Origin of the sequence: Pigmentiphaga humi (genome assembly GCF_900606115.1) — a bacterium.
GTDB classification, from domain to species: Bacteria; Pseudomonadota; Gammaproteobacteria; order Burkholderiales; family Burkholderiaceae_B; genus Pigmentiphaga; species Pigmentiphaga humi.
This window is the reverse complement of the sequence record NZ_UWPJ01000017.1, coordinates 132,861-152,701: the sequence shown is the minus strand read 5'-3', so window position 1 is coordinate 152,701 and position 19,841 is coordinate 132,861. Positions and strand designations below refer to the sequence as shown.

The following is a 19,841-nucleotide window of genomic DNA, read 5'->3' as shown; positions in this document are numbered from 1 at the left end:
TCGCTCAGCGAATCACGATTACTTGCCGTAGCTATAGTAATAGCGATATGACGAACCATACCCTACTCGGCGTTTCTTAACGCCGTTGAAAATAAGGCCCTTCACCGAGATGCCGGACGCTTCCAACTTCCGAATGGCATCTTTGACTTCGCCCTTCGTGCTCTGCTCCGCCCTGACCACCAGGAATACCGTGGAAGCGCGCCGCCCCACTGCCAAGGTATCGCCTACCGGGAGCACCGGAGCTGAATCCAGCAGAATGTGGTCATATTCTTCCTGGATCTGATCGAGCAAGGCGCCAAACGAATCGCTAAGCAGCAACTCGCCGGGATTTGGCGGAATTTGTCCAGCGAAAAGCACATCCAAGCCAGTCACTGCCCCTGCATCTCGCACCAACGCCTGCTCCAGCGGAACAGTGCCCGCCAGCACATCGGAAAGTCCACCCCTGGATTTCTCACCAAAGTAAGCAGCCAATCTCGGACGCCGAAGATCAGTTTCAACAAGTAGAATCCGTTTGTCACCTGAAGCAAGCAACGCACTCAAGTTCGCCGAAACAAAACTCTTGCCTAGCCCCGCAGTTGCCCCTGTGATGACGATATTTTTATTCGTTGCACCTAGAGTTGCGAACGTAAGGCCAGTCCTCAATGAACGCAGGCTTTCAACAGCGATGTCATCTGGAGCCAGAACGGCAAGCAGTTGGTTTCGTCCCTGCACCACCGACGGAATCTTGCCTTGCCCTCGCTTGGCTGAATCCAGCTTAGGCTGAACCGAGCTTTCTGGCACACTCGCGTACGAAACCAAGCCGGTCGCTCGCTCTATTTCTCCAACGTCCCGGATCGTCGGCCGCAAGGCCCGGGCAACAAATGCGGCACCCGCCCCCAAGGCCAATCCAATGAGAATAGCAGCCGCAACCACCGCCTTCTTTTTGGGCTCTACTGGAGCGGTATCACGAAGCGCATAATCGATAATTCGGACGTTCCCTATCGTTCCCGCCTTGGCGACTTTCAGTTGCTGCACGTTATTCAGGACAGCAATGTATAGCTGATTGCTGACCTCAGCATTCCGCTGCAGCCGTAAAAGATCGCGCTGAGCCTGCGGCAACTTATTGACCTGTTCATTTATCCCCCGCTCTTTCTCGCTTAGCGCAGCGATCTGAGTTTCTATAACCTTAAGTTCCGGATGCTCCGCCCGATACAGTTGCCGCAGTTCATCCCGCTTCAGTTGAAGCTGCAAACGGTTTCTTTCCATCTCGACCGCTTGACTGAGCAGGACATCAGCCGATTTTTCAACGCTGACGGTATTGGTGCGAGTGCGGAAACTATTCAAAGCATCTTCGGCGCGCTCGACATCACGCTTGATTGCCGGAAGCTGCTCTTCCAGGAACTTCAGTCGCTGATCAGCCTCTGCGCTACGGCGATCGACGTTTTGCACAAGATAGGCCTTGGCAATAGCATTAACCAGACTTTGTGCAAAAGCCAAGTTTGGATGACTGAAACCAACACGGATAACGCTGCTCTTTTTACCCTCTTCGTCCACAGTCAGTCTTGCGAGAATATTCCGGTATGCCGTGATCGGAGAATCTCGAGTAACCGCAAACTCCGTACCTGGACGGGCAACCAATTTTGCAACGGAAAGCCGCGCCGGATGACCATTAACAGAAAAATTCAACGCAGCGCCAGGTACGCCTTCCCCAAGAACATTGCCATCAGCACCGTGCAAGCTATAGCCAGCCTCTGTCGCGATCAACGTGTAGGGGACGCCATAGAACTGCTCTGGAATAGAAAACTCCGTAACTTGTAACGTTTCGCCACCCCAGGCGTACGACCCCATACCTAGCCACGCCCGAGCGGGCTCCGACCCGCGATAGGTTCTCGCAAGCCATCCACCTATCAATGGAAAACGCTTCGGTTGCACTCGGATATCAGCATTCAACTGCTGTACAGCTTTGAGAATCACTTCCCTGGAGGTGATGATTTCCAGCTCGCCACTAACAGGGCTGCTGCTTACACCGAGGGCATCCGCGATATCCTGCACGCCTCCAAGCATACCTGCTTTCTTTTGTTCTATCTGGATCAACGCATCCGCGTAGTAAATCGGAGTTGCCATGATTGCATATGCCACACCAATTGCCAGCGCGGCAAAAAAGAAGCTGCAGACAAGCCAGGCATGTTGCAACAGGGTATCGAGCAGATCCGACAGACGGATTTCTGCCCCATCATCTTGGCGATCAGCGGAAGAGGGAGTAGCAGCAATCATAGTAGAGACGAAATCAGTTTTGGGCTGACGCGCGCAGCAAAGACGCGGACGGGATGATATTCTTTACGACGCGACCGAACCTGGCAACTGCAGCCGGATCAACGTATACGACGTCGCGTGCTTTCAAATCAAAGCGATCGGCGAGCACCATCGCATCTGGACTGGATGCATTGAGATGCCATATTTGCGATCGTTGATTCGCACCTTCACGGATAACATACAAATTCCCCGCCTTGGCTGACAGCAGGTCGAAGCCTCCTGCATCGGAAAGCGCTTCCGCGAGACTCATCCGTCCTCGAGGCATAATCAACGATTGCTGCTTGAGCACGTCGCCCATGACAAAAATCTTGTTGTACCGATTTTCTGGTATGGTCAGCACATCGTTGGTTTGCAAGGGGAAGTTCTGGGATACATCGCCGCTGTAGAACAATGCAAATAAATCAACAGGGCGCTGTTCTTGCCCACGCTGCAATGTGGCTCTACGCAAATCGGCGGATTCCTGCAGCCCTCCGGCTTGCGAGATGATATCCGTGATCGTGAGTTGCACATCCGTTATAGGCACGACACCAGGCTTGGCCACTTGACCCAACACGAAGGCTCTCTGGCTACGATAATCAGCTACTGAAACATCGACTTGCGGCTCGACCAAGACTTTTGACAGTTTTTTCGTCAATTCCGCGCGAATCGCCTGCACCGTACGCCCTGCGGCCTTTATCTGACCGGCATAGGGATAGAAAAAGGTGCCATCGGCATCAACGATGCGGCCGGCAAGGTCCATTGACGTACCAGCCGGATTATTGAGTTCCGGATGATTCCAGACCGTAATTCTCAATACGTCCCTAGGGCCTACCAGATATTGATACGCGTCGATGGGCTTTACCGTTGCAGCGCGACGCCGTGCCTCATTTGCGCTTTCTTCCTTCTCGCGCTCCTGTACCTGCATGGCAACCACAGAAGGAGTAATGGCAAAAATATCCGCACGATCCTCGATCAGGCTTGCGTCCGCCTCATCGTAAACATAAGGCCGATCCGTTTCATCGAGGGTAGGAGCCGAGACTCCCAGATAGGGGCCAGGAGCAAGACTGCACCCTCCCAGGCAGGCGGCAAGAACGACAGCGGAACCGACGTTGGCAGCACGACTCAGTTTTAACGAATTCAACATGGCAAAACAGCTCCTGGCTGCGACAGGGAATAAATCACCTGATATTGAAACTAAAGACAGTCTTGTTTTAAGCGGTCGCCTTGGCGCACACCAAGCCGGCGGCGCTCAGACGCTCCACCCAGGCTTTGGCGCCATCATTGCATTGTTGCCAAGCCAGTTCGAAGGCTGGCAGCGGCTCATTGATGGGGTCTGCGATTTCCAGGCTTTGCCACTGTCCAAGCAGGAAAGTCTTGCCCGAGGCAACAGGATAGCGCCGCTGGACTTCTCGCCTGTGCTCTGAGTCCATTATGAAAATGGCAGCAGCCAGCGCAATTTCTGCGCTGGTTACGGCGCCTGCACGCTTTTCCGGGGGCAGCGGCACGCCATGAGCATTTGCCACTTCTATCGCATGAGGATGCGGGGGTCGGCCCACAGGCGCCGCAAGTCCTCGGGAAATAACCGAAGCCTCCAGTCCACTGTGACTCAAGTGATGGACAAAGAGGGCTTCGGCCATGGGGCTCCGACAGACGTTACCGGTACACATGACCAGCAACAGAGGAGCTCGGCTCGAATCATTATGCATTTATTCGTATCAGCAAAATCACGAAAATATCAGTGCCGCAGCGACCATGTCATCTGGCAGACCCCAGCGGCACATTCATTGAGAAGAGAACGCCATAGGCGTTATCAAAATTACCAGCAGTTCGGCGCAGCATCATTACCCCGGCACTAAAGGTCGCCGGCCGCATCACCCAACTGTACGCAAACTCTGCTCCATACCAGCGTGCAGAATGGGGAAAAAGCTGATTGGTGGCTTGATTTGCCTCGTTGACTTCGGCCTGCATGACCCTGAAGCTATATCGGGAAAAAAACTGAAAGTCGTCAGGCACCACGGTCACCCCCGCCGACAACATCCGCCCTGAGCCCCCGATAGGATGTCCGATAGGCATCCCATCATGATACAAGCCATTTTTGTATGTCGTGTGGTTGTAGGCCGTACCCGGCATCCCCTGGCCTAGCCCGAACACCCGTCGAGCCATGGTATCGGCCGCTTCTGCGTGCCATTGCACACGCGTCGATCCGACCAGATGCTTGAACTGCACACCGACCTGGGCCAAGTGGTGCGATGGCAACCTGCCTGACTCGTCCTCCCCGGCCAACTGGCCATAAAGGGTCAGTGGATTGTCCCAGACATTCAGGGTGTAGCGTACGTCGACACCAGACAACTCGTTACTGGGGTCACGACCTGCGGCGTACTCGTTCGACTGTCCTGTGACGGCATTCCAGAACGCGCTCCAGCCATTGTCACGACCTTCCCCGCCCCACTCAATGAAGCGCGAGGCGCCGAGCTCCAGCCCCTTGAACGGCCTGGCAAACACCCGCATGTTGAATACCCTGGCATCCGGCACCGAGGTATCGTGCAACATCTGGCCAGCGAAGATGTTGTAACCCCATGGGCCAATCCAGGCCAGCCACGGGCTTTCCGGAGCTGTTTGCTTCGCCCGCTGTAATCCTATGCCAGGAATGGAAGTGGCCGCATTTCCCCAGTTGATGCTTCCGTCGACACCAGGCCCCCAGTAATGGGCCAGTTGCCCGACATATACCGCCTGACCGAGAAAACGCCCGGAGACATAGCTCCCGTCCAGGCTGACCTTAGATTGCTTGCTGGTCATGGGATCCAGCAGTCCGCTGACTTGCAGTTTTCCGGCTACGGAGTCATTGCCGCCCTGGAAGTAGGCGCCCCCCGTTGCAGCAGCATGACTTTGGCTGCCAAACCCCAGTTGAGGGAGGGAACCCGAATTGACCTGCGCCGTGATCCCGTATCGCGTGGACTTCTGATCTTCGAGATAACGATGTATCGCCAAGATGGCATGAGCATCGGCACGGTTCAGCCCTGTTTTCTTGCGAGTCTCCAGCGCTGCCTCCAGCACCGAAACGGGGATGGGCCAGGTAGAAGTGGACACGTAGCCGATGACACCTCGATCCACGAGCCACTGGATATCGTCCCGGAGGCCGGAGTTTCCGGCCTCCACCATTGCCGCCGCCTGGGCAACCGCGTTGGCTGGCACCAAGATACCCAGCATCGCCGCGGCGAGCACACCAGCGGCAAGACAACGGCTCAGAAGCTTGTTCGACATGAGTGAGAGGCACCTGCAGGGTGCGAACATGGGAAAGACAACTGCCAAGACGATGGCCAAGAAGGCCCCTCCGCCTACCTGAGCGAGTCGCCCCGAACCATACCATGAAAGCTTCTGAGCCATCGCATCCCCTTACACATATAACAAATGCGTGTCTTCAGCCAACGACCGGCCAGCCTTCAACGCGGTAGGCGACTCAAATGCGATACAAATACGTTGCAGACGCATGACCCAGGCCAGCGCCCATTTGTAACAAAATATTTTAGCGGTAACCAGACCTCCCTTATACCGCTCAGAAGAGCGGACTTTCTCCAACATCGGTAAGATGTTGCGTAGCCCCCTCTCACACGCACCTCTATTTAGAGAATCCGTATGAACCCTGTACGCATCGCGGTTTTCCCTGTGGCCGGACTAGGCACACGCTTCCTCCCGGCGACCAAGGCCATGCCCAAGGAGATGCTGCCAGTCATCGACAAGCCGCTGATTCAATACGCCGTGGAAGAGGCCGTCGCCGCCGGGATCACCACCCTCATTTTCATCACTGGCCGCAACAAGCGTGCGATCGAGGATCACTTCGACACCATCCCGGAACTCGAGGCGGAGCTGGTGGCCAAGCACAAGGTCGAGCTGCTCAAGACGGTACGCAACATCATCCCGCCATCAGTCAACTGCATATATATAAGGCAGCCCGCGCCACTGGGCCTTGGCCATGCGGTGCTCTGCGCCGAACCTGTAGTAGGACGCGCACCGTTCGCCGTCCTGCTGGCAGATGACCTCATCGATGCACAAACTCCCGTTACGAAGCAACTCATCGATACCGCCGTGGCTCAAGGCGGCAGCGTGCTCGGAGTTCAGGATGTAGCCCGTGAGGAAACATCGAAATATGGCATTGTCGATACGCATGACAAAACAGACCAGACAGCCCAGGTGTTCGATATGGTCGAGAAGCCTGAGCCCGCGTCCGCGCCCTCAACTCTGGCGGTAGTCGGCCGCTACGTACTGGAAGGGGAAATCTTCGATCATCTTCGCAATGTCGGCAAAGGCGCGGGCGGCGAAATCCAACTCACAGATGGAATAGCTTCCCTCATGAAAGCGCAACGCAAGGTTTTTGCGCATCGTTATGACGGAAAACGTTACGACTGCGGCAACAAGGCCGGCCTGTTCGAAGCAACGCTGGCACTGGGGCACAAATATCACGGTTTCAAGGTGAACTGAGACGCAATGGCTGCCAATACTCTTTCAAAAAGAAAAGGCCTCATACTAGCGGGAGGCTCGGGCACACGTCTGCACCCCGTCACGCACTGCGTCAGCAAGCAACTGATGCCCGTATATGACAAGCCGATGATCTACTATCCGCTATCGACGTTGATGCTGGCCGGGATCAGGGACATATTGATCATCACGACTCCACGCGATGCCCAGTCGTTTCAGTACCTTCTGGGCGATGGCAGCAAGTGGGGGGTAAACATCAATTATGCCGAGCAGCCCAGCCCCGACGGATTGGCGCAGGCATTCCTGATCGGGGCGGATTTCATTGGCCGGGATAATGCCACGCTGGTCCTAGGAGACAATATATTCCACGGACACGGCCTCCCAGAACTGATGCGCCGCGCCGACGAACGGCCGCAAGGCGCGACGGTTTTTGGTTATTTCGTCAGCGACCCGGAACGCTATGGAGTCGTTGACTTCGACGCCTCGGGCAAAGCAATCGGCCTGGAAGAAAAGCCCCGCCAGCCCAAGTCAAGCTATGCCGTGACCGGTCTTTACTTCTACGACAATGATGTGGTGCACCTGGCTCGCGAGGTTCGCCCTTCGGCCCGCGGCGAATTGGAGATCACCGACCTGAACAACGCCTATCTGCGCAGGGGTGATCTACAAGTGGAAGTCCTGGGCCGAGGCTATGCCTGGCTCGATACAGGCACTCACGAATCCCTGCTGGATGCCGCCAACTTCATCCAGGTCATGCAGGCCCGCCAGGGCCTGCAGATCGCATGCCCCGAGGAAATCTCCTGGCGGCTGGGCTGGATAAGCGATGCACAGCTCGAGGAACAAGGCGCCGCGCTCGCCAAGAACAACTACGGCAAGTACCTGCTGAACCTCCTCAAGCAAGAGGTGCGTTTTTGAAAATCGTTGCAACGCGCCTGCCAGGCGTATTGGTTTTCGAACCCAAGGTATTCGGCGACGAGCGTGGTTTTTTCGTCGAGACGTTCCGCCAGACATGGCTGCAGGAGGCCGGTATTGACCAGGCCTTCGTGCAGGACAATCAATCCCGTTCGCGCCGTGGCGTGCTGCGGGGGCTGCACTATCAGCTGACCAACCCGCAGGGCAAGCTGGTTCGCGCCGCCCGCGGCAGGGTCTACGACGTGGCCGTGGACATACGCCAAGGCTCGCCCAATTTTGGACAATGGGTCGGAGTCGAACTCGACGACGTCCACCACCGACAGCTCTGGATACCTCCGGGCTTTGCCCACGGCTTCTGCGTGCTGTCGGAGCAAGCCGAGTTCGTCTACAAATGCACGTCGTATTACGACGCGCCTTCGGACTCCGGTGTGCTTTGGAACGACCTCGACATCGGGATCCAGTGGCCAGATGTGGGCGTGCCGTTCCAGCTGTCGGCCAAGGACATCGCCATGCCGCGCCTGTGCGATAAAGCCGCTGAAACACTTCCACCGTACGATAGTCGGCCATGACCATTCTTGTGACAGGCGCAGGAGGCCAGGTCGGCCGGGAACTAGTGATGCGGAATAGGCCTGGGCTGGCGGTCGCGGGGCTTGATCGCACGCAGTTGGACATTACCGATGCCAAGGCTGTGGCGGATGCACTGGCGCATCACCAAGCCACGGCCCTGGTGAACGCCGCGGCGTATACCGCCGTGGATAAGGCTGAAAGCGACTCGGCGGCCGCTTTTGCGAGCAACCGCGATGCGGTGGAAGGGCTGGGGCGTGCATGTGCCTCTGCCGGTATTCCGCTGTTCCACTTGTCCACGGACTATGTGTTCGATGGCGGCAAGGCCGGCGCATACACGGAAGACGACGCGCCCAACCCGACCGGCGTTTATGGAAAGAGCAAGCTCGCAGGCGAACAGGTATTGCGTGCTGCCCATGCTCAGCACCTGATCCTCCGGGTATCGTGGGTTTTCGGCGCGCATGGCAATAATTTCGTGCGCACCATGATCCGGCTGGGCCGGGAAAGACAGACATTGCGCGTGGTCGCCGACCAGTTCGGCGGCCCAACCCCTGCATCCGCGATCGCCGACACGCTTCTGGAGCTCGCGGGCACCTACCTGCGCACCGGCTCTCTGGCCTGGGGCACTTATCACTACGCAGGCTCGCCCGTGGTGTCCTGGCATGCTTTCGCGCAGGCCATATTCGAAGAAGCATCCGGTCTCGGCCTTACCAATCACATACCCGACGTCGCGGCGATTCCATCCACTGAGTACCCAACCCCTGCCCAGCGGCCGGCGAACTCGGCATTGGACATGACGCGCGGCCGTACGCTGCTGGGACTCTCTCCCCCTGAATGGCGCAGCGCGCTGCGCGACGTATTGAATACCTGGAAGAACTCATGAGCTACACCCCCAAGAACATATTGGTAACGGGCGGCGCGGGTTTTATCGGCGCGAACTTCGTTCGTCATCTGCTGGCATCGACCGCCAGCATCAAGATTGTCAATCTCGACTTGCTGACCTATGCGGGCAGCCTGGAAAACCTGCGGAATCTTCCTGCCCTCGAGCGCCACTGCTTCGTCCAGGGAGATATCTGCGACCGGGAACTGTTAGACCGGCTGCTCCGCGAGCATGAAGTGGACACCATCGTGCATTTCGCGGCCGAAAGCCATGTTGACCGTTCCATCAGTGGCCCTGGGGCGTTCGTCCGAACCAATATCGAAGGTACCTATACGCTGTTGGAAGCCGCCCGCCAGTTATGGCTGGGTGAACAGGGCTTAAGCCGCGAATCGGCTCAAGCATCGCGTCGCTTCCACCATATTTCCACGGACGAGGTCTATGGCACGCTCAAGCCTGAAGACCCCGCCTTTACCGAAACCACCCCCTACGCGCCCAATTCGCCATACTCGGCCAGCAAGGCCGCCTCTGATCATTTGGTACGCGCCTACTTTCATACCTACGGATTGCCGGTCGTCACGACCAACTGCTCGAACAACTACGGACCGTATCAACACGGCGAAAAGTTCATTCCCACCGTGATCCACAGTGGCCTAAATGGGCAGTCCATTCCCGTCTATGGCGACGGCCGCAACATTCGCGACTGGCTCTATGTCGAAGACCACTGCCGGGGCATCGAGCGCGTGATACGCGACGGCCGCCTGGGCGAGACCTACAACATCGGCGGATGCAATGAGTGGCGCAACATAGACATCGTCGAGCGGATCTGCGCGTTGCTCGATACGCGCCGCCCCGATAGCGCACCGCATCGCCGGCTGATCAGCTTCGTAACTGATCGTCCTGGCCATGATTGGCGCTATGCAATCGATGCAACCAAGATGCGTGATGAATTGGACTGGCAACCCCAGGAAAGTTTCGATAGCGGGATAGAGAAAACCATCGACTGGTACCTGGGCCGCCCGGGCCATTGATGTCGCGGGCAAACTCGCAGCCTGCGGCATCAGAAGGCCTGGCCTCGGATGCCCTTCCTTTACACTAGGGGCTTGCCCTTCCCCAAGTCCTCCCGTGAAAACCGCCCGCCGCTACCTGGCCACTGAAATCTACCGCCACTCCGCCGTCGTCCTCCTTGCGCTGGTAGGCCTTTTTTCGTTCTTCGCCGTAGTCGATGACCTGGACCAGGTCGGACGGGGCGGGTTCAAGCTCTACCATCTGATCTTTCTCGAGGTGCTGGCCCTACCCACCCGGGTCTACGACATTCTTCCCATCGGCTTGCTGATAGGCGCAATTCTCGCTTTGGCTGGCCTGGCGCAGCGGCACGAACTGGTGATCCTGCGCGTCTCCGGGGTGAGCGGCATGCGGCTGCTGGGCATGCTGTGGCTGGTGTCGGTGCCGGTGATGGTGCTGGCGCTGGTGCTTGCCGAATGGCTGACGCCTGCGGCGGAGATCAAGCTGAACGAGACGAAGCTGACGATCACGGGGAGCGCCGGGGGGCGTTCGTCGGGGATGCTGCGCAGCGGCTACTGGTTCAAGGAAGATACGCAAACCGGGGAGCGGATCATCAATGTGGGCGGCCTGCAGGCCGGCGGTGGTGCTGTGGATGTGACACTGTACGAGTTCACGCCCGAGAAACGGCTGGCGTCGGTGGTGGTGGGCTCGCGCGGGAATTTCGGCACAGGCGAGCTGCAACTGGAAGATGTGACGGTGACGTCGATTGCACCGGATCTGGAATCTTCGTTGGATGCCGGTACGCGCCCACAGCAGGCGCCGGTGGTGGTGAGCAAGGAGGCGCGCCGGGCGGTGGCGACGACACTGACGCCGGAACTGCTGCTGGCGCGGGTGCTGACGCCGGAGCGGATGTCGTTCAGCGACTTGTTCGACTACGTGGGCTACCTCAACAAGAACCATCTGGTGTCGGACCGGCAGATCGTGGCGATATGGCGCAAGCTGATCTATCCGTTCACGCTGCTGGCGATGATTACGATCGCCGCGCCGGTGGGCTTCATGCAGACGCGCCGCGGCGGCGTGGGCTTGAAGATGTTCGTGGGCATTTTGCTGGGCGTGGCGTTTTTCATGTTGAACCAGCTGTCCTTGAACGTGGGGATGCTGAATCGCTGGCCTGCGTGGGTGACGGCGGTGGCGCCGAACGCGCTGGCGTTGGGTATCGCGCTGCTGGCGGTGCTGAGCATGGAGTACGGCAACAGCTGGCGGGCGCGGATGGCGCGGCGATGAGCGCGCCCGCGCGGCTGCCCGTAGGGCGCGTGTCCTTCCCTGGGGAGGATGTCGCGCGGCGACAGGAGGGCGCACCGTGAGTACGTGGGTGATCGGGGATGTGCAAGGTTGCTGCGCACCGCTGGAGGCGCTGTTGGGGCAGCCCGATATCGCCCATGATGCGGATGCCCGCTTCTGGTTTGCCGGCGATCTGGTGAACCGCGGCCCGGCGTCGCTGGCGACGCTCCGCCGCGTAATGGCGATGGGCGACCGCGCGGTCGCGGTGCTGGGCAATCACGATTTGCATTTGTTGGCGGTGGCCGCCGGGCTGCGCAAGCCGGGCAAGTCGGACACGATCCAGGAGATACTGGACGCGCCGGATGCGGCCGATATCCTTACGTGGCTGCGGCACCGGCCGCTGGCGCATTTCCAGCACGGCCATTTGATGGTGCATGCCGGCGTGCTGCCGAGCTGGACGGCGGCGCAAACGCTGGCCTTGGCAGGCGAGGTCGAGGCGACGCTGAGAGGCCCGGACTGGCCGACGTTCCTAGCGCAGATGTACGGCAATGCGCCCGCCACCTGGGTGGACGGGCTGCAGGGCGTGGACCGGCTGCGGGTGATCGTGAACGCGTTGACGCGCATGCGCTTTTGCGCGGCCGATGGCACGATGGAGTTCGCGGTCAAGGACGCCGCCAAGCACGCGCCGCCCGGGTTCATGCCATGGTTCGACGTGCCAGGCCGGGCGACCGAGTCGGTCACGGTAGTGTTCGGGCACTGGTCCACGCTGGGCCTGCTGCAGCGGCCCGGCCTGCTGGGACTGGATACGGGCTGCGTCTGGGGCGGCCGGCTGACGGCGGCGCGGCTGAACGATCACAAGCTGGTGCAGGTGGCGTGCCGGCAGTTCCAGGCGCCGGATTAGCGCCTCGAATTTCTCTACGTACCTGTCTTCTGCGGGCCAGAGAATCTACAGAACCACAAAAAACTCTATTTGCGCCAGCTTTATAGAGAAAAACTCTACACCCGCTTGTCGATATATTCCGCGAAATGACGAGCGACGACTCCCTCGATACGCATCACCTGTTCATCGCTGAGTTCTTCGACGAAGCCGCGCTTGCGCTTGGACAGCGAGCCGTGTCCTTGCACGATGATGTCGATGAGCGAATTCAGCTTCGATTGACGCATGTCCAGCCAGGTTTCGAGCTCACGTACAGTCTGGTCATGGCTGCGCAGATATTCCACTTCGGAGGCCAGGTCTTCCTCGACACAGAGCTTGCAGCACTGGAGCACGAACTCGCAAATCTCGGTAGCGTCGAAGTAGGCGTAGAGCCACAGAGGCTGAGGTGACATCACCCGAATGGTGGCGCTGTCGCCGTCCAACTGATAATTCACCAGCTCGGTGCGAGGCTTCGAGTAGGCCTTCAACAACGCGGAGTAGCGGTCCAGCTGCTTCAACATGCGAGCCGAAAGGGGCAACACCACGCCAGCCGGCGTGAACCCGGATTGGCGCAGGAGGTGGTGAAGAAGGAACCGGTGCAGGCGGCCGTTACCATCAAAGAACGGGTGCACGAAAACCAGACCAAAGGCAGCACAACTGGCTGCCACCACAGGGTCCATCACGCCCTCGGCGGCATACGCCGCAACCCGACTGACGGCCTCCATCATGGGCCTCACTAGTTCGACCGGTGGGGGAATAAAGTCGGCGATATTGCGCAGGCGCCCCGGGCGGGACAGCCAGTTCTGAGACGTTCTATAGCTGAACTCGGCACTCACGGGCGTCACGATGAGATTCTGCCAATCGCATAGCCTCTCTTCGCTCAACTCGCCCGGTTCGCCCGCCGCTTCAAGCAAGTGCCGGAACTTGGCGGCACGATGACCGTCCGGAATCTCGTCCTCGATGCCATAGGTTGAGCGAGTTTCGGAAAGGTATAAATAGTCCACTGCCCGGCTGAGCATCTCCGGTTCAATGGCATCCATCGCCCTGGCCACTTTGGCACCCAAATCTTCGGCCAACAGCCCCCGCAGCGTTTCGGTCTTGCGCACCAGCGGGCTGAACTCGCGGCCCCCAAGCAGGTTGTTGACCACCGCGAACTGCGGGCTGGACGTTTCCGGTCCCACCACGTAGTTATCGGCATTCAGCAAGCGCACGCGCGGGGTTCCCGGCGGCGCCCGGTAGTCGAAATCCGCTCCGGCCAGCCAATGAGCAAGATATCCGGCTTGGCGGGCGTAGGCCGATGTCGGCCGCGCGGCCAGCCATGCCTGGATGTCCGTGAGAACTTGGCGATGCTCGAACAACGCACCGAGCACAGCCAGATTCAGGTGTTCGCGCTTGAGGGCAAAGGTGAGCTGCTCCACCGTCGATTGCTCGGCAGACGCCCGACCGCGAGCCAGTTCGATGCGTTCCGTGCCGTCAATAGCCTGCGTGCGGGTCTCCGTCGTTCGCTCACCCAGCCAAAAGGTCTGGCGAAGCGGCGGCACCGTTAGATTGAAACGGGCGATCAGAGCGTTGTAGCCGAGCGCGGTAGCCATTGTTGGGGGCGAGAAAATCTCTAAAGAATTTAAATTTTATCTATATTACGGATAAAATTTTAGAAAAATTCTACTTTTTAACGGCTTACGAACAATCCATGACGGGCCGCTCAAGTTGGTGATGGTCCTGGCATCCTCCACATCATGGCCGCTCTTGCGCTCCCCCGGTATCATCTGGAAGCGGAATCGCGACTCCCACCACGGACCCTGCAATGACCCACCCCTTCGTTCCCGTCCTGATGGCGGGCGGCTCCGGAACCCGGCTGTGGCCGTTGTCCCGCGAACACTTCCCCAAGCAGTTCCTGGCCCTGGACGGCGGTGAGCGGTCCATGCTCCAGGCAACGCTGGAACGCCTGGGTGATCTTCCAGCCGGCAAACCGCTGGTGATCTGCAACGACAGCCACCGTTTCCTGGTGGCCGAGCAATTGCGCCAGCTTGGCGCGCTGAACCGCAACATCCTGCTCGAACCGGTAGCGCGCAATACCGCGCCGGCGGTGACGCTGGCCGCGCTGCATGCCCTGCGCGAGGGCGATCCGGTGCTGCTGGTACTAGCGGCGGATCATGTGATTCGCGACGAGGCGGCGTTTCAGGCGGCGGTGCGCCACGCACTGCCGTTGGCGGAACAAGGCCGCTTGTTGACCTTCGGCATCGTTCCGGACAAGCCGGAGACCGGGTATGGCTATATCCGCCGCGGCACGGCGATCGAGGGCGGAGCCAGTAGCGTCGCTGCGTTCGTGGAGAAGCCCGAGCGCGCGGTGGCGGAGCAGTACCTGGCCAGCGGCGAATATCTGTGGAACAGCGGCATGTTCATGTTCCGCGCCAGCCGCTACCTGGAAGAACTGGGCAGATTCCGCCCCGACATCCTGGCCGCCTGCCGCGCCGCGATGGCCGCGCCCAGCCCGGACCTGGACTTCATCCGGGTGGACACCGAGGCGTTCAAGGCCTGCCCGGAAGAGTCCATCGATTACGCTGTGATGGAGAAAACGGACGCCGCCGCGGTGGTACCGCTGGACGCCGGCTGGAGCGATGTGGGTGCGTTCGGTTCGTTGTGGGAGGTATTGCCGCACGATGCCGATGGCAACGCGTTGCAGGGCGACGTGATCGCCGCGGACAGCACGAACAATCTGGTGATCGCGGAGAATGCGCTGGTCGCGGTAGTGGGACTGCACGATACGGTGGTGGTGCAGACCAAGGACGCCGTGCTGGTGGCGCCGCGTGCCCGGGCACAGGAAGTCAAGCAGATCGTGGGCCGCATCAAGGCCGCCGGCCGCACCGAGCATCAGCAGCATCGGCAGGTGTACCGGCCCTGGGGGCATTACGATTCGGTGGACAACGGCAAGCGCTATCAGGTCAAGCACATTACCGTGACGCCGGGCGCCAAGCTTTCGGTGCAAATGCATCACCACCGGGCCGAGCACTGGATCGTGGTGTCGGGCACGGCCAAGGTGACGCTGGATGGCGAGGAGCGGCTGTTGACCGAGAACGAGTCGGTTTATCTGCCGCTGGGCGCGGTGCACGCGCTGGAGAATCCTGGAAAGATTCCGCTGGAGCTGATCGAAGTCCAGGTGGGAAGCTATCTGGGCGAAGATGATATTGTGCGGTTCGAAGACCGCTATGGACGTGCACCGGCGGAAAAACGTCCATGACCCAGCCCGCTCGACCGGATCTTGCCGGCGCATTCTCCCGCTTGCTGACCGACCGCTGGAGCTGCCGCGGCTACCTCCCCTCCCCCATCCCGCGCGAAACCATCCTGCAGATCCTCGCGCTCGCGCAGCGCACGCCCTCCTGGTGCAATACCCAGCCCTGGCAGGTGAGCATCGTGTCGGGCCAGGCGATCGAGCGCCTGCGCGCGGATTTGTCGGCGCACGCGGCGGCGCATCCCGACGAGGTCGCTTCCGACATACCGTTTCCGCGCGAGTATCCGGGCGTTTATCGCGAGCGCCGGCGGGAGTGCGGCTTCCAGTTGTATGAGAGCGTGGGCGTGCAGCGCGGGGACCGCGCCGCGTCGGCGCGGCAGGGGGCGCTGAATTTCCGTTTTTTCGATGCACCGCACGTGGCGCTCGTTACGTCGGCGGAGGCGCTGGGTCCGTATGGGGCGATCGATTGCGGCGCCTATGTGAACAATTTCATGCTGGCCGCACAGGCCTGCGGTGTGGCCAACATCGCCCAGGCGGCGCTGGCGCAATATGCGGATTACTTTCGCGAGCGCCTGGGATTCGGCGCCGACCGGATCCTGGTGTGCGGGATTTCGTTCGGCTATGCGGATCCGTCACATCCCGCCAATGGTTTCCGCACCTCGCGCGAGCAGGTGGCCAAGGTGGTGTCTTTCCTGGACGAGTGAGCGGTTGCAAGTATCCCTGAACCTGGACGACCTGATGCTGTTCCAGGCCGTCGTCGAGAGCGGCTCGCTGACTGCCGCCGCGAGCCGGCTCGGCGTGCCGCGGGCCACGCTGAGCCGGCGCCTGATCGCGCTGGAGAAGCGCTGCGGCGCGATGTTGCTCAAGCGCAATACGCGCAAGGTGTCGCCTACCGCGCTGGGGCTGGATCTGCTGCGCGATTGCGCCGATATCGCCCAGGCGCGCGATAGTATCGCGCGCAAGATCGCCCGCAGCGCCACCAGTCTGTCGGGCACGCTGCACGTGGCCATGCCTATCGAGTTCGGCGCGGCCTGGATGGGGCAGGCGCTGTCGGAGTTCGCCGTCGAGAATAGCGATCTGCAACTGGTCGTGGATACGACGACGCGGCCGATCGACCTGATCGGCGAGGGCGTCGATATCCTGATCGCGTTCGGCGAGCCCAAGCCTTCGCGCCTGACCGTGCGCAAGCTGGGCGGCATTCGCTACGGGCTCTACAGCAGCCCGGCCTATGCGGGGTCGCAGCCGCGGCCGCTGGACGCGGCCGCGCTGCCTGCGCTGGACTGGGTGGTGACGGAGCTGCAATCGCACCAGGGTCTGACGACCGCTTCGCCGCTGGGGGCCGGCCGGTCGGTGCTGGGGCGGGTGCGGGCGCGCGTGAACAGCATCCGCCTGCTGCGCGAGATGGTCGCGGGCGGGACCGGCATCGGCCTGATCCCGGAGATCCTGGCGCGCGACTACGTGCAGACGGGCCAGTTGGTGCAGATCGTGCCGGAGTGGCAACCGCGTCTGCCGCTGTACGCCTATATCGTCTCGCGCACGCGCGTGCCGCGCGCCACCACGGTTTTGCTGCGCTACCTGGCCCAGGCCATACGCAAGGCTCAGGACGAGTGAAAGTGGCGCGCGAGCGCCGCTTCGAACGCCTGCGCGTTTTCGAGGTGCGGCAGGTGGCCGGCCTGCGGGATCTCCACCCATGCCGCGGCCGGCATCGCCGGTGCCAGGTCGCGCATGGCGGGCACGATGGCCGCATCGGCGCTGCCCGCCAGCATTGTCGTGCGCACCGGGCAGCACGACAGCGCCTCCACGTAGTCGAAGCGGCTGATGGCGCGCGCGCATTGCGCGAAGCCTGCCGCGTCGGTGGCGGCGATCTGGCCGGCGAGCGCGTCCAGCCAGCCTGGCCGCTGCTCCATGGTGTGCGGCGTGAACCAGCGCGCCAGTGTTTCGTCCACGAGCGTGGCGGTGCCGTCGCGCTGGGCCCGGGCGATGCGGTCTTCCCACATCGCGGGGTAGTTGTCCGGCGAGCGAGGCGGCGCGTCGCAGGCGAGGAGGCTGTGCAGGCGGCCGGGATGGCGCGCGGCGAGGTCGTAGCCGATCATCGCGCCGAGCGAGACGCCGATGAAGTCGAAGCGGTCCGCGCCCAGGCTGGCCGCGAGCTGGACGATGGCATCGGCCAGGCTGGACAGGGACACTTCTGCTTGCGCGGCCGGCACGCCGCCGTGGCCGGGCAGGTCGATCGCGATCACGCGGTGGGTGCGCTCGAGCTGCGCGCGCGCGCCTGCCCAGATGCGGCTGTCGGTGAGGATGGAGTGGACCAGCACGACAGCCGGCGCGCCGGCCGGGCCGCTTTCGGTGAAACCCAGGCCCGTGGCGGGGTCCAGGCGGGACTTCGTATTTTCTTGCAGCAGTTGATCCAGGTTCGTGTTCATTGTTTCCTTGTCTCTCCGGTCTCGATCGGCAGCGCGGAATTCGCGCCCCACTCCGACCAGGAGCCATCGTAGACCTTTACCTGGCGTTCGCCCAGCATGTGCAGCGCCAGGGCGATCACGCAAGCGGAAACGCCGGATCCGCACGAGCAGACGAAGCGCTTGTCCTGGCCCAGTTCCACGCCGTGCGCGCGCAGGGCTTCGGCCAGTTCCGGCGCCGGCAGGTAGGACTGGGTCCGGGGGTCGAGCAGACGCTCGTAGGGCAGGTTCAGGCTGCCGGGGATATGCCCGGCGCGCAGGCCCGGGCGCGGCTCGGGCGCCAGGCCCTGGTAGCGCTCGGCGCTGCGCGCGTCCAGCAATTGACCATGGGGATCGGCGGCGGCCTCGGCGGCTTCCGGCTGGCCGGCCAGCGCCGCGGCATCGGATACGGCCTGCCAGTCGCCCGGGCCGGCCGGCGCGGCGGGGCCGCTCGCCAGCGCCAGGCCCGCCGCGCGCCAGGCCGGCAAGCCGCCGTCCAGTACCGCCACGCGCGCATGGCCGAAGCCTTTGAGCATCCACCACAGGCGCGGCGCGTTGCGCACGCCGTAGGTGTCGTAGACGACGATGCAGTCGCCCGCGCGCACGCCCAGCCGCCGCATCACCTGTTCGAAATGCGCCCGCGTGGGCAGCGTATTGGGCAGCGCCGCGTGCGGATCGCTGGCTTCGGCCAGGTCCAGGAAACGCGCCCCGGGGATGTGCGCGTCCTCGAACTCGCGCCGGGCGTCGCGCTTCTCGGGAGGCAGCGGGCTGGTGCAGTCGATGACGACGACCCCGCCGGCGGCCATGGCGCGTTGCAGGGCCTGCGGCCGGATCAATGCGGAGTCGTCCATGGCGGGCCCGTTCATTCGATCTTGATGCCGGACTCGGCCACGAATTCCTGCCAGCGCTTGATCTCTTCGCCGACGAACTTGGTGAATTCCTCGGGCGACAGGTTGCCCGGCGGGCTGCCCATGGCTTCCAGCTTGCGCGTCATCTCCGGCGTGTTGAGCGTCTTGCGCACCACGGCGGACACTTTCTGGATCACCTCGGGCGGCGTGCCGGCCGGCGCCAGCAGGCCGGTCCATCCTTCCATGGAATAGCCGGGCACGCCGGACTCGGCGATGGTCGGCACCGAGGGCGACTGCGGATAGCGCTTGGCGCTGGTGATGGAGATCGCGCGCAGGCGGCCCGACTCGATCCACGGCTGCGCATCGGAATAATTGGCGAAGGTCATCTGCACGTCGCCCGCCACCGCGGCCGCCACGGCAGGCGCGCCGCCGCGGTAAGGCACGTGGGTCATCTCGGTCTTGGTCTCGTACTTGAAGACCTCGCCGGCGAACTGGGTCAGGCCGCCCGCGCCGCCGAAATTCAGCTTGCCCGGGTTCTTGCGGGCATAGTCGATCACGTCGCCGGTCGTCTTGAACGGCAGGCTGGGGTTGACGGCCAGCACCAGCGGGTTGGTGTTGAGCAGCGCGATCGGCGCAAAGTCGTTCAGGCCGTGGTAGTCCAGCTTGTAGATGAACTGGTTCAAGGTCTGCGGCGCGGCCAGCCCCACCAGCAGCGTATAGCCGTCGGGCTTGCTCTTGGCCACGTAGGAGGTGCCCAGACTGCCGCTGGCGCCCGCCTTGTTCTCGACCAGGAAGGGCTGCTTGAGGGCTTCCTGCAGACCTTCGGCGATGATGCGCGCCATCTGGTCGGCAATGCCGCCGGGCGCGTACGGCACGATCAGGCGCACCGCGTGCGTGGGCCAGGCAGCGGCATCGGCCGCATGGACGACGGGCGCACAGGCGCAGGCAAGCGCCGCGGCGCTCCAGGATGCGATCTTGGCTTGGATCATGGATGGTCTCCTCGGTCGGCAATGACGCCGCTCTTGTCGTC

At 61.5% G+C, this 19,841-nt stretch carries 18 protein-coding genes; 10 read left to right on the top strand and 8 right to left on the bottom strand.

The window, feature by feature from the left end:
- Positions 1 to 18: 18 nt before the first annotated feature.
- From PIGHUM_RS10915 to PIGHUM_RS10900, 4 genes are all read right to left on the bottom strand, one after another.
- Positions 19 to 2,253 carry a polysaccharide biosynthesis tyrosine autokinase gene (locus tag PIGHUM_RS10915; RefSeq protein WP_124079615.1) on the bottom strand — a complete coding sequence of 745 codons (2,235 nt, stop codon included), beginning with the start codon at positions 2,251 to 2,253 and terminating at the stop codon, positions 19 to 21.
- 13 nt (positions 2,254 to 2,266) lie between these two features.
- Positions 2,267 to 3,415, bottom strand: coding sequence for a polysaccharide biosynthesis/export family protein (locus tag PIGHUM_RS10910; RefSeq protein ID WP_124079614.1), 1,149 nt, complete (start codon positions 3,413 to 3,415; stop codon positions 2,267 to 2,269).
- A 67-nt stretch (positions 3,416 to 3,482) separates the two neighbouring features.
- Positions 3,483 to 3,908 (bottom strand): arsenate reductase/protein-tyrosine-phosphatase family protein, encoded by a 426-nt coding sequence (locus PIGHUM_RS24420; protein WP_160142239.1) that lies wholly within the window; start codon positions 3,906 to 3,908, stop codon positions 3,483 to 3,485.
- A gap of 118 nt (positions 3,909 to 4,026) precedes the next feature.
- Positions 4,027 to 5,532: a capsule assembly Wzi family protein gene (locus PIGHUM_RS10900; RefSeq protein WP_160142238.1), complete on the bottom strand. Its 1,506-nt coding sequence runs from the start codon at positions 5,530 to 5,532 to the stop codon at positions 4,027 to 4,029.
- Positions 5,533 to 5,904: 372 nt separating this feature from the next.
- Between PIGHUM_RS10900 and galU the strand changes: the two genes are divergently transcribed.
- From galU to PIGHUM_RS10865, 7 genes are all read left to right on the top strand, one after another.
- A complete protein-coding gene (gene galU, locus PIGHUM_RS10895) occupies positions 5,905 to 6,747 on the top strand; it encodes a UTP--glucose-1-phosphate uridylyltransferase GalU (RefSeq protein WP_124079611.1) in 843 nt (280 codons plus the stop codon).
- Positions 6,748 to 6,753: 6 nt separating this feature from the next.
- Positions 6,754 to 7,656, top strand: coding sequence for a glucose-1-phosphate thymidylyltransferase RfbA (rfbA, locus tag PIGHUM_RS10890; protein ID WP_124079610.1), 903 nt, complete (start codon positions 6,754 to 6,756; stop codon positions 7,654 to 7,656).
- Positions 7,653 to 8,222, top strand: a complete 570-nt coding sequence (gene rfbC / locus PIGHUM_RS10885) for a dTDP-4-dehydrorhamnose 3,5-epimerase (protein ID WP_124079609.1) — start codon at positions 7,653 to 7,655, stop codon at positions 8,220 to 8,222. The genes rfbA and rfbC overlap by 4 nt, the downstream gene beginning before the upstream one ends.
- Positions 8,219 to 9,100: a dTDP-4-dehydrorhamnose reductase gene (rfbD, locus tag PIGHUM_RS10880; protein WP_124079608.1), complete on the top strand. Its 882-nt coding sequence runs from the start codon at positions 8,219 to 8,221 to the stop codon at positions 9,098 to 9,100. Before rfbC ends, rfbD begins: the two co-directional genes overlap by 4 nt.
- On the top strand, positions 9,097 to 10,125 hold the full coding sequence (gene rfbB, locus PIGHUM_RS10875) for a dTDP-glucose 4,6-dehydratase (protein ID WP_124079607.1): 1,029 nt from the start codon (positions 9,097 to 9,099) through the stop codon (positions 10,123 to 10,125). Before rfbD ends, rfbB begins: the two co-directional genes overlap by 4 nt.
- Positions 10,126 to 10,219: 94 nt before the next feature.
- Positions 10,220 to 11,383 (top strand): LPS export ABC transporter permease LptG, encoded by a 1,164-nt coding sequence (gene lptG / locus PIGHUM_RS10870; protein ID WP_124079606.1) that lies wholly within the window; start codon positions 10,220 to 10,222, stop codon positions 11,381 to 11,383.
- A 76-nt stretch (positions 11,384 to 11,459) separates the two neighbouring features.
- Complete coding sequence (locus PIGHUM_RS10865; RefSeq protein ID WP_124079605.1) at positions 11,460 to 12,281, top strand: symmetrical bis(5'-nucleosyl)-tetraphosphatase; 822 nt, start codon at positions 11,460 to 11,462, stop codon at positions 12,279 to 12,281.
- A 95-nt stretch (positions 12,282 to 12,376) separates the two neighbouring features.
- Here PIGHUM_RS10865 and PIGHUM_RS10860 read toward each other — a convergent pair whose 3' ends face one another.
- Positions 12,377 to 13,888: a Fic family protein gene (locus PIGHUM_RS10860; RefSeq protein WP_124079604.1), complete on the bottom strand. Its 1,512-nt coding sequence runs from the start codon at positions 13,886 to 13,888 to the stop codon at positions 12,377 to 12,379.
- Between the two features lie 212 nt (positions 13,889 to 14,100).
- Between PIGHUM_RS10860 and PIGHUM_RS10855 the strand changes: the two genes are divergently transcribed.
- From PIGHUM_RS10855 to PIGHUM_RS10845, 3 genes are read left to right on the top strand one after another with little or no spacing between them, the layout of a single operon-like run.
- Positions 14,101 to 15,534, top strand: a complete 1,434-nt coding sequence (locus PIGHUM_RS10855) for a mannose-1-phosphate guanylyltransferase/mannose-6-phosphate isomerase (RefSeq protein WP_187697775.1) — start codon at positions 14,101 to 14,103, stop codon at positions 15,532 to 15,534.
- Entirely contained in the window at positions 15,531 to 16,229 is a 699-nt protein-coding gene (locus tag PIGHUM_RS10850; RefSeq protein WP_124079603.1) for a nitroreductase, read from the top strand. The genes PIGHUM_RS10855 and PIGHUM_RS10850 overlap by 4 nt, the downstream gene beginning before the upstream one ends.
- Before the next feature lie 4 nt (positions 16,230 to 16,233).
- A complete protein-coding gene (locus tag PIGHUM_RS10845) occupies positions 16,234 to 17,136 on the top strand; it encodes a LysR family transcriptional regulator (RefSeq protein ID WP_160142237.1) in 903 nt (300 codons plus the stop codon).
- Here PIGHUM_RS10845 and PIGHUM_RS10840 read toward each other — a convergent pair.
- From PIGHUM_RS10840 to PIGHUM_RS10830, 3 genes are read right to left on the bottom strand one after another with little or no spacing between them, the layout of a single operon-like run.
- Positions 17,124 to 17,948 (bottom strand): alpha/beta fold hydrolase, encoded by an 825-nt coding sequence (locus PIGHUM_RS10840; protein ID WP_124079601.1) that lies wholly within the window; start codon positions 17,946 to 17,948, stop codon positions 17,124 to 17,126. The two genes, PIGHUM_RS10845 and PIGHUM_RS10840, sit on opposite strands and share 13 nt — an antisense overlap.
- Entirely contained in the window at positions 17,945 to 18,829 is an 885-nt protein-coding gene (locus PIGHUM_RS10835; RefSeq protein WP_124079600.1) for a sulfurtransferase, read from the bottom strand. The genes PIGHUM_RS10840 and PIGHUM_RS10835 overlap by 4 nt, the downstream gene beginning before the upstream one ends.
- Entirely contained in the window at positions 18,826 to 19,800 is a 975-nt protein-coding gene (locus tag PIGHUM_RS10830; RefSeq protein ID WP_124079599.1) for a Bug family tripartite tricarboxylate transporter substrate binding protein, read from the bottom strand. The genes PIGHUM_RS10835 and PIGHUM_RS10830 overlap by 4 nt, the downstream gene beginning before the upstream one ends.
- Between the last annotated feature and the right edge of the window lie 41 nt (positions 19,801 to 19,841).

Coding starts and splice junctions, on each gene's coding strand:
- PIGHUM_RS10915 (WP_124079615.1), bottom strand. CDS start 2,253: ATGATTGCTGCTACTCCCTCTTCCGCTGATCGCCAAGATGATGGGGCA.
- PIGHUM_RS10910 (WP_124079614.1), bottom strand. CDS start 3,415: ATGTTGAATTCGTTAAAACTGAGTCGTGCTGCCAACGTCGGTTCCGCT.
- PIGHUM_RS24420 (WP_160142239.1), bottom strand. CDS start 3,908: ATGGCCGAAGCCCTCTTTGTCCATCACTTGAGTCACAGTGGACTGGAG.
- PIGHUM_RS10900 (WP_160142238.1), bottom strand. CDS start 5,532: ATGTCGAACAAGCTTCTGAGCCGTTGTCTTGCCGCTGGTGTGCTCGCC.
- galU (WP_124079611.1), top strand. CDS start 5,905: ATGAACCCTGTACGCATCGCGGTTTTCCCTGTGGCCGGACTAGGCACA.
- rfbA (WP_124079610.1), top strand. CDS start 6,754: ATGGCTGCCAATACTCTTTCAAAAAGAAAAGGCCTCATACTAGCGGGA.
- rfbD (WP_124079608.1), top strand. CDS start 8,219: ATGACCATTCTTGTGACAGGCGCAGGAGGCCAGGTCGGCCGGGAACTA.
- rfbB (WP_124079607.1), top strand. CDS start 9,097: ATGAGCTACACCCCCAAGAACATATTGGTAACGGGCGGCGCGGGTTTT.
- PIGHUM_RS10860 (WP_124079604.1), bottom strand. CDS start 13,888: ATGGCTACCGCGCTCGGCTACAACGCTCTGATCGCCCGTTTCAATCTA.
- PIGHUM_RS10855 (WP_187697775.1), top strand. CDS start 14,101: ATGACCCACCCCTTCGTTCCCGTCCTGATGGCGGGCGGCTCCGGAACC.
- PIGHUM_RS10850 (WP_124079603.1), top strand. CDS start 15,531: ATGACCCAGCCCGCTCGACCGGATCTTGCCGGCGCATTCTCCCGCTTG.
- PIGHUM_RS10840 (WP_124079601.1), bottom strand. CDS start 17,948: ATGAACACGAACCTGGATCAACTGCTGCAAGAAAATACGAAGTCCCGC.
- PIGHUM_RS10835 (WP_124079600.1), bottom strand. CDS start 18,829: ATGAACGGGCCCGCCATGGACGACTCCGCATTGATCCGGCCGCAGGCC.
- PIGHUM_RS10830 (WP_124079599.1), bottom strand. CDS start 19,800: ATGATCCAAGCCAAGATCGCATCCTGGAGCGCCGCGGCGCTTGCCTGC.